Genomic DNA, 8,778 nt, shown 5'->3' with positions numbered 1-8,778 from the left:
CTACAACGTTGATAGGTCAGGTGTGTAAGTGCTGCGAGGCATTGAGCTAACTGATACTAATTGCCCGTGAGGCTTAACCATACAACACCCAAGGGGTTTTTCTTCTCACAAGAGAAGAGACGGACTCTACAAACGCTTGAATGAGTGTGAGAACAAACTAGTTAGATTTTCCCAGATTGCTATTTATTGCCTAGCGGCGATAAATAAACCAAATTTGCTTGGCGACCATAGCGTTATGGACCCACCTGATCCCATGCCGAACTCAGCAGTGAAACGTAATAGCGCCGATGGTAGTGTGGGGTCTCCCCATGTGAGAGTAGGACATCGCCAGGCTTCAAATTTAGATATTCGTTTTGAACTACGAATATCGGATAAAACGAAAGTTTTATCTCCGTGTGGAGCGGTAGTTCAGTTGGTTAGAATACCGGCCTGTCACGCCGGGGGTCGCGGGTTCGAGTCCCGTCCGCTCCGCCACTTTATTTAGACACAGTTAAGTCTTTAAAATAACTACAGGGGTGTAGCTCCAACTGGCAGAGCAGCGGATTCCAAATCCGCGTGTTGGGAGTTCGAATCTCTCCACCCCTGCCATCTTCAAGAAAGCCTCGACAGCAATGTCGGGGCTTTTTTACGTCTGTATACTTATGGATATTGGGCGTAGCTCCAATTGGTAGAGCAGCGGATTCGCCTTACCAAAAATCAGCGCGTGTTGTGAAGTTCGAATCTCTCCACCCCTGCCATCTTCAAGAAAGCCTCGACAGCAATGTGAGGCTTTTTTACGTCTGTATACTTATGGATATTGGGCGTAGCTCCAATTGGTAGAGCAGCGGATTCGCCTTACCAAAAATCAGCGCGTGTTGTGAAGTTCGAATCTCTCCACCCCTGCCATCTTCAAGAAAGCCTCGACAGCAATGTGAGGCTTTTTTACGTCTGTATACTTATGGATATTGGGCGTAGCTCCAATTGGTAGAGCAGCGGATTCGCCTTACCAAAAATCAGCGCGTGTTGTGAAGTTCGAATCTCTCCACCCCTGCCATCTTCAAGAAAGCCTCGACAGCAATGTGAGGCTTTTTTACGTCTGTATACTTATGGATATTGGGCGTAGCTCCAATTGGTAGAGCAGCGGATTCGCCTTACCAAAAATCAGCGCGTGTTGTGAAGTTCGAATCTCTCCACCCCTGCCATCTTCAAGAAAGCCTCGACAGCAATGTGAGGCTTTTTTACGTCTGTATACTTATGGATATTGGGCGTAGCTCCAATTGGTAGAGCAGCGGATTCGCCTTACCAAAAATCAGCGCGTGTTGTGAAGTTCGAATCTCTCCACCCCTGCCATATTCAAGAAAGCCTCGACAGCAATGTCGGGGCTTTTTTACGTCTGTATACTTATGGATATTGGGCGTAGTTTCAATTGGCAGAGCAGCGGATTCGAGACACTAAGAAGAGCTGCTCCATATATAAAAACGCCCCAATATCTATTGGGGCGTTTTTTGAGTGTGATTAATTTACTTATAATTATAGAAATGTGTTAGCCATTGCTGGGCGATCATTATTTCATCGTCATCAGATAATGCTTGAATACCATCAGTAAATTGGTGTGGGTGATTAAGTAATAGTAACCCTGCCATCATATGTGCAGCTTCAAACAAATACAGCGTAGGATCACCCATCCCTGTTTTAAAGGGGGTATTAGCAGATTCGCCGCCAGCAAGCAGGTAAACACAAATACCATTACGGGTTTGGTATTCTTTGACTAATTGGTTGCAACTAACCTCGGTTAATACACCCTGACTGATTAATTCTGGCAGCCTAAGTTCGTCATCGGCAGAAGTTACTGTGGTAATGAAAAGAGGTTGGGTTAAATGGTCAAATACCTCTGCATTTAATGCGCCGTTACCTGTACAACAAAATACCATATTGCATTGCTGTACTAGATGTTCAAGTGAACAAACATGGACACCATCTCGTGGAAATTGCGTTAGTCGGCGAGGATCTTGGTCAAAAATGTGAAGATTACAAATATCTTTGTTTTGTAGATGTTTGATTATTCCACGTCCAAGGTTGCCTGCTCCAATAACACCAACTCTTAAAAAACCAGCATTATTAATTTTTAATCCAAACTCTTCTCGCAATATTTGATCAGAATAATGAACAATGCATTCGGAGGCTTCTGTGTCTGCTGGTGTCTTAATACTTAAATGAGATACGGTAACTAAAGGCTTTTCGATATTCTTATTACAATACTTGTATAAGCCATTGGCTGTTAATTCAGTTATACCGACTAATTGTTGCTGAAATACACGGCATAAATGCTCACAGGCATTGGCAAAGTAGCCACCATGATCAAGGATTAAAAAAGGGCTATCGGGAGTGATGTATTGACGAATAAGCGCTTCACAATGAATAGGATCGCGTAATGACTCTTTGTTGTAGCTAGGATTGACGACGTTACAGTTAGTTATTTGATTGATAGTTTGTAATAGCTCTGGATTGGCATCTGCTGTGGCATTTTTAGGAATGAAAACTAACGGATGGGCTATTTGTGCTAACACATTAATGTACGGTAAAGAGCCTTCATAGCAGTGCATCACTGAAAAGATCACCAGATTGGGTGGGACTGGAAAATCTTGAGCGACTTTTTTTAAAAATTGGTAGCCGTGTTCAGCATAAAAATCTGAACAGTATGAATGCGTTAAAATTGCGTGTGTCATGAAAATTTCCTTTTTCAATGCAATAAATTAGCGGAGGCAAGGCATTGATATAACAATGTTAAAATAATTGAAGTAATGCTTTTAATACATTTTCTTGATGGCGTGATTGTTTACAACAAAGACCTAAACTTAATGGTGCAATCAACTCAGCAGGAAAACGCTGCACTTTATCACTCATTGGGCTGTTATTGATAACAACATCAGGTGCAATCCCAATACCACAGCCTAAAGCAACCATACTGACAATGGCTTCATGGCCAGAAATTTGCGCATAAATAGGTGGTGAAATCTTTTTTTGTTTAAACCAGGTATTAGCCCGCGATCTTGCAGGACCTGATTCTGCAAGAACAAAAGGCAGCGCTTGCCAGTTAGGGCCTTGATCTAATAGCTGTTGAATCGTTGGCGGCGCAATAGTAGGCGAGATCACTGACATTGGAATATGATCTAATTCTATATAAGTTAATTTAGTTGAAAGTTGTTCTGGTTTGGCAGTAATAGCGACATCTACTTCATCAGTCAGCACTTTATCAATCGCGAGTGCAGAGTCTCCGGTTAATAACTGAATTTCTATTTGCGGATAACGTTGGCGAAAAGTAGTTAATATTGCAGGTAAATGGGTATAACTTGCGGTGACGGAGCAAAATATTTTTAACTTTCCTTGAAGTATAGAGTTATCACTGTGTAATTCCGTTTTTAGTGATAGCCAGTTAGCAACAATCGTGGACGCGACAGGAATGAGTTTTTTCCCTGCCATAGTAAGCTCAACATGGCGATTATCGCGATTGAATAAGCTTTGTCCTAACTCTTGCTCTAGACGTTGAATAACACGACTGAGGGCCGATGGACTGATGTGCATTGATTGTGCTGTGTGATGAAAACTTAGCGAATCACTGAGGTGAAGAAAAAGTTGCAAGTTTTTAATGTTCATTGGCTTATGTTGCATTTTTTGCAATTGATTGTTGTGAATATATCACTTTGCGCAACAAGTTACTTGATCTACTATCAATCTATTCGATAAATAAATATCGAACCAAGGATTAATATTTTTCACGGAGTTTGTTGTTATGGCTAATTATTTCAATACCTTAAATTTACGCCAGCAGTTAGATCAACTGGGCCGTTGTCGTTTTATGGATCGTGCTGAATTTGCGACAGAAGCGGATTACCTTAAGGGTAAAAAAGTTGTTATTGTCGGATGTGGTGCACAAGGTCTTAACCAAGGCCTTAATATGCGTGACTCAGGACTCAATGTTGCTTATGCGCTGCGTCAAGCTGCTATTGATGAGCAACGTCCATCATTTAAAAATGCGCGTGATAATGGGTTTGAAGTGGGTAGCTATGAACAACTGATTCCGAATGCTGATTTGGTGGTAAATTTGACACCAGATAAACAACACACCAATGTGGTTGAAACGGTGATGCCACTGATGAAGCAAGGTGCGGCATTGGGTTACTCTCACGGTTTTAATATCGTTGAAGAAGGCATGCAAATCCGTAAAGATTTAACTGTCGTAATGGTTGCACCTAAGTGTCCAGGCACGGAAGTGCGTGAAGAATACAAACGTGGTTTTGGTGTACCAACCTTGATTGCGGTCCACCCTGAAAACGATCCACAAGCTGATGGTCTTGAAATTGCTAAAGCATGGGCTGCGGCAACAGGGGGGCATCGTGCAGGTGTGCTTGAGTCATCGTTTGTGGCTGAAGTGAAGTCTGATTTGATGGGTGAACAAACTATTTTATGTGGCATGCTACAAGCAGGCTCAATTGTTTGTTATGAAAAAATGCTGGCTGATGGTATTGCACCAGAATATGCAGGTAAATTACTTCAATTTGGTTGGGAAACGATAACTGAAGCGCTTAAGTTTGGCGGTGTTACTCATATGATGGATCGTCTTTCAAACCCTGCAAAGGTTGCTGCATTTGATTTATCGGAGCAACTAAAAGATCTTATGCGTCCGCTATATAATAAACATATGGATGACATTATTTCTGGTCACTTCTCAAGTACGATGATGGCTGATTGGGCTAACGATGATGCTGAGTTATTGGGCTGGCGTGGTGAAACGGCTGAAACGCTGTTTGAGAATTATCCTGAATCTAGCCTTCAAATTTCTGAGCAAGAATACTTTGATAATGGCATTTTGATGGTAGCAATGGTACGTGCAGGGGTTGAGTTAGCTTTTGAAGCAATGACCGCATCTGGCATTATCGATGAGTCGGCGTATTATGAGTCATTACATGAACTGCCTTTGATTGCCAATACTGTTGCCCGTAAGCGTCTGTATGAAATGAACGTGGTTATTTCTGATACCGCTGAGTACGGTAACTACTTATTTGCTAATGTGGCGACGCCACTATTACGTGATCACTTTATGGCAACCGTTAATACAGATGTGATTGGTAAAGGGTTAGCTGCAACAACTAACTTTGTTGATAATCAAAAGTTAATTGAGGTCAATGAAGCATTACGTAATCACCCTGTTGAAGTAATTGGTAAGCAATTACGTGGCTACATGAAAGACATGAAGCACATTGCTGTTGGTGGTTAACTTCAATATAAAGACTCATTAAAAAAAGCCCAGTTTTTGACTGGGCTTTTTTGTCGATGCTATAACAGCGAGTTAAGCATTATTATTGTCATCAGTATTAAGCTTAGCTTCAAATGCTGCTAGTTTTTGCTCAAGTTCAGTCAGCTTTTGGCGAGTGCGTAATAATACTTGGGTTTGAACGTCAAACTCTTCACGAGTGACAACATCCAATTTACCAAGTTGTGATTGGATCACTTGACGTACTTTTTGTTCAACGTCATTACCAAGATCTTTAACCGGCTTTGGCATTGCATCTTGAATTTGTTTAGCTACTTGTTCAAGTTTCTTTGAATCAAACATGATCCGCTTACTCCGTTGCGAAAATCGTTGTGAGTTATTGTAATCGGCGCTGTAGTGAAAAGAAAAGGGCGCTGATGATTCAGCGCCCTTTTTTTCGTAGCTTAATTAGAAGTGGTTGTCTAAACCATCATCTTCTTCAACAAATACCGGTAATGGCTTATGTTCACTTGCCAAGAACGTATAAATAACTGGCAATACAAACAAAGTAAATAACGTACCGATAGATAAACCGGCTACGATAACAATACCAATACTGAAGCGTGATGCTGCGCCAGCACCGGATGCGTATAGCAGTGGTATTAGACCTGCAATCATCGCACATGTTGTCATTAGGATGGGACGAAGACGGATCTTCGCGGCTTCCATAACAGCATCCATGCGGTTCTTACCATGGTAAAGCTGTTCTTCTTTGGCAACTTCACAAATCAATATACCGTGTTTGGTTATCAAGCCTATGAGGGTTATCAAACCTATTTGCGAGTAAATATTGAGTGTTGTTGCACCCCATGCGAGGGCAATCAGCGCACCACAAATTGCTAATGGTACCGATACGAGAATCACCAATGGATCGCGTAATGATTCAAATTGAATCGCAAGTACCAAGAAAATAACTGCCAATGCTAGACCAAAGGTAGCGTATAGCGCATTACCTTCCGTAACGTACTGACGGCTTTCACCTAAGTAGTCATGACCGTAGCCTTTTGGTAATACTTTTGCTGATTCAGTATTTAACCAATTTACCGCTTCACCGATTGAGGTACCAGGGGCTAATACTGCGCCGATGGTTGCCGCATTTTGTTGGTTAAAGCTTGGTAATGTTGGTGGCGCAGGTGTGACTTTAATCGTCACTAAGCTACCCAGTGGAATTAGATCACCACTATTGGTTTTGACGTAGTAATTGTTTAAATCTTTAGGATTAAAACGATCTTTACGCTCAACTTGTGGAATCACTTTGTAAGAACGACCTAAGATATCAACACGGTTAATATCACCACCGGCTAACATTGTACTTAATGTATTACCAATTGCTTGCATGGTAACGCCATAAGCACCGGCTTTATCTTTATCGATATTAATGTTCATCGTCGCAGAATCATACTTCAAGTCTAAATCTGAGTAGACGAACATTGGGTTATCTTTAACCTTCGCCAACATTTCAGAAGCTACTTGGTAGAGGCTCTTAAAGTTGTTAGGCGTGGTGATAACAAACTGCACTGGTAAACCTGAACCTGCGCCTGGAAGGCTTGGCATTTGGAAAGCAGTGACGGCCATTTGTGGAATATCTTTAATCTTTTTCGTTACTTCATTCGCAACTTCAGTTTGGCTTTGATCGCGTTGGCTCCATGGTTTCAATGTAGCAAGACCAAACGCTTGGTTAGCAGATGGAATACCTGAGAAAATTTGCGCATATTGCACGCTTTTCTGATCAGTTAGGACCTTATTAACTTGATTCATTGTATCTTCAATAAAATCAAGGTTTGCGTTGGCAGGGGCGGTACCCATAAACACAACCACGCCATTGTCTTCTGCTGGAGCAAGTTCACTTGGAATAAACTTAAATAGGAACGGCAAGCTTACACAAGCACATACTGCAAATACGATCACTACTGAACGCATGTGCATGATGCCACTTAGCATTTTCTCATAGCGTAATGTTAAACGATCAAGAAAACCGTGAACCATTAATTCAAATTTATTTGGTGCTTCATTTTGTTTAAGGAAGGTTGCACACATTACGGGTGATAATGTTAAGGCAATGATTCCTGAAATAAATACCGCACCAGCAAGGGTTAACGCAAACTCTTTAAATAATGAACCAGTTAAACCGCCCATTAGTGCAATCGGCGCATATACCGCACCTAATGCAATGGTCATTGAAATAACAGGTACTGCAATTTCACGGGTACCAATAATGGCAGCTCTAAATGGCGTTTGCCCCAACTTAATATGCCGTTCAACGTTTTCTAGTACCACGATAGCATCATCGACCACTAGGCCGATAGCCAATACCAGAGCCAGCAGTGTCATGAGGTTCCATGAGAAACCAAACAGTTGCATCACCAGCGCGACACCAATCAACGATAATGGAATCGTAATGATTGGAATAATGACTGAACGTAGTGAACCGATGAACAATGCAATAACGACTAATACAATTAATGCCGCTTCAAGAATGGTTTTAATAACCTCATGAATAGAATCATTAATCGCAATTGTTGAGTCATACATCACCGTCATTTTGATGGTGCTTGGCATGTTACGTTCAATGGTTGGTAGTAGGTTGATAACATCTTTAGCGATATTGATTGGGTTAGCACTTGGTGCCGCTTCAATCGCACCAACAACCGCTTCTTGACCATTGGCGGTTGCACGGTAGCTATCGCTGCTACGCGATAAGGTTACCTTGGCAATGTCACCTAAACGGATCACTTGACCGTTATCACTTGATACAACCAGTTTCTCTAGTGACTCAGGGCTATTTGATTGAGTGTTAGCACTACCGTTGTAAAGCACGAAATCATTGTTGGTTTGACCGACAGCTGATTGGTAGTTGTTAGCTTGTAGTACTTGAGTTACATCACTGGCAGATAAGTTAAATGCTGCCATTTTTTGTGGATCAAGCCACACACGCAGTGCAAAAGGTACACCCCCATACATGTCTACTTTTGCCACACCACCTACCGTAAATAGCTGTGGTTTTACTACTCGTTCGATGTAGTCGGTGATTTGGCTTGAGTTTAGTGTTTTACTGGTGAAACCAAGGTAGAGCACGCCAGTACCGCCACCTGTAGAAAGGGCGATAGTTGGATCTTGCGTTTCTTTAGGTAATTGAGCCCGTACCGAGTTTACTTTGGCAAGGATATCCGCCAAAGCAGCATTTGGATTGGTGTTCAATTTCATTTGCACAGTAATGGTCGACATACCCATAGTACTTTGGGCGGTGATGTAGTCGATATTATCGGCCTGAGCAATGGCTTGTTCGAGTGGTTGAGTGATAAACCCTTGAATAAGATCAGCACTAGCCCCGTAGTAAGCCGTACTGACGGTTACTACAGTGTTAGTCATGTCCGGATATTGCCGAACCTGCATTTTGAAAATCGCCTGTAGACCTAGCAATGCGATCATTAAACTGATCGAAATTGCTAGTACCGGGCGTCTGATGAATATATCAGTAAAGCGCATCC

Annotated in this window: 5 protein-coding genes, 2 tRNA genes and 2 rRNA genes; 5 read left to right on the top strand and 4 right to left on the bottom strand. The window is 42.0% G+C overall.

Going from position 1 to position 8,778, the window contains the following annotated elements; all coding sequences use genetic code 11:
* The 4 genes from PMAL9190_RS14435 to PMAL9190_RS14420 all read left to right on the top strand — a co-directional run.
* Positions 1 to 81, top strand: a 23S ribosomal RNA gene (locus PMAL9190_RS14435); the annotation flags it as partial.
* 136 nt (positions 82 to 217) lie between these two features.
* Positions 218 to 333: ribosomal RNA gene (gene rrf / locus PMAL9190_RS14430) — 5S ribosomal RNA — on the top strand.
* A 64-nt stretch (positions 334 to 397) separates the two neighbouring features.
* A tRNA-Asp gene (locus tag PMAL9190_RS14425) sits at positions 398 to 474 on the top strand.
* 37 nt (positions 475 to 511) lie between these two features.
* Positions 512 to 588: transfer RNA gene (locus tag PMAL9190_RS14420), tRNA-Trp, on the top strand.
* A gap of 911 nt (positions 589 to 1,499) precedes the next feature.
* On the opposite strand, the gene PMAL9190_RS14415 is transcribed toward PMAL9190_RS14420, so the two are convergent.
* A complete protein-coding gene (locus PMAL9190_RS14415; protein WP_087845795.1) occupies positions 1,500 to 2,705 on the bottom strand; it encodes an NAD(P)-binding domain-containing protein in 1,206 nt (401 codons plus the stop codon).
* A 58-nt stretch (positions 2,706 to 2,763) separates the two neighbouring features.
* The gene (ilvY, locus tag PMAL9190_RS14410; protein ID WP_087845803.1) at positions 2,764 to 3,633 is read right to left on the bottom strand and encodes an HTH-type transcriptional activator IlvY; all 870 of its coding nucleotides are present in this window, start codon (positions 3,631 to 3,633) and stop codon (positions 2,764 to 2,766) included.
* A 136-nt stretch (positions 3,634 to 3,769) separates the two neighbouring features.
* Here ilvY and ilvC point away from each other — a divergent pair, with 136 nt between their 5' ends.
* Entirely contained in the window at positions 3,770 to 5,254 is a 1,485-nt protein-coding gene (ilvC, locus tag PMAL9190_RS14405) for a ketol-acid reductoisomerase (RefSeq protein ID WP_087845794.1), read from the top strand.
* A 72-nt stretch (positions 5,255 to 5,326) separates the two neighbouring features.
* On the opposite strand, the gene ubiK is transcribed toward ilvC, so the two are convergent.
* Positions 5,327 to 5,593, bottom strand: a complete 267-nt coding sequence (ubiK, locus tag PMAL9190_RS14400) for a ubiquinone biosynthesis accessory factor UbiK (RefSeq protein WP_065168011.1) — start codon at positions 5,591 to 5,593, stop codon at positions 5,327 to 5,329.
* Between the two features lie 105 nt (positions 5,594 to 5,698).
* Entirely contained in the window at positions 5,699 to 8,776 is a 3,078-nt protein-coding gene (locus PMAL9190_RS14395; protein ID WP_087845793.1) for a multidrug efflux RND transporter permease subunit, read from the bottom strand.
* Between the last annotated feature and the right edge of the window lie 2 nt (positions 8,777 to 8,778).

The sequence above is a fragment of the Photobacterium malacitanum genome (assembly GCF_900185615.1).
Classification (GTDB): domain Bacteria; phylum Pseudomonadota; class Gammaproteobacteria; order Enterobacterales; family Vibrionaceae; genus Photobacterium; species Photobacterium malacitanum.
The sequence above is the reverse complement of the archived record's forward strand: the minus strand, read 5'-3'. Positions and strand labels throughout refer to the sequence as shown.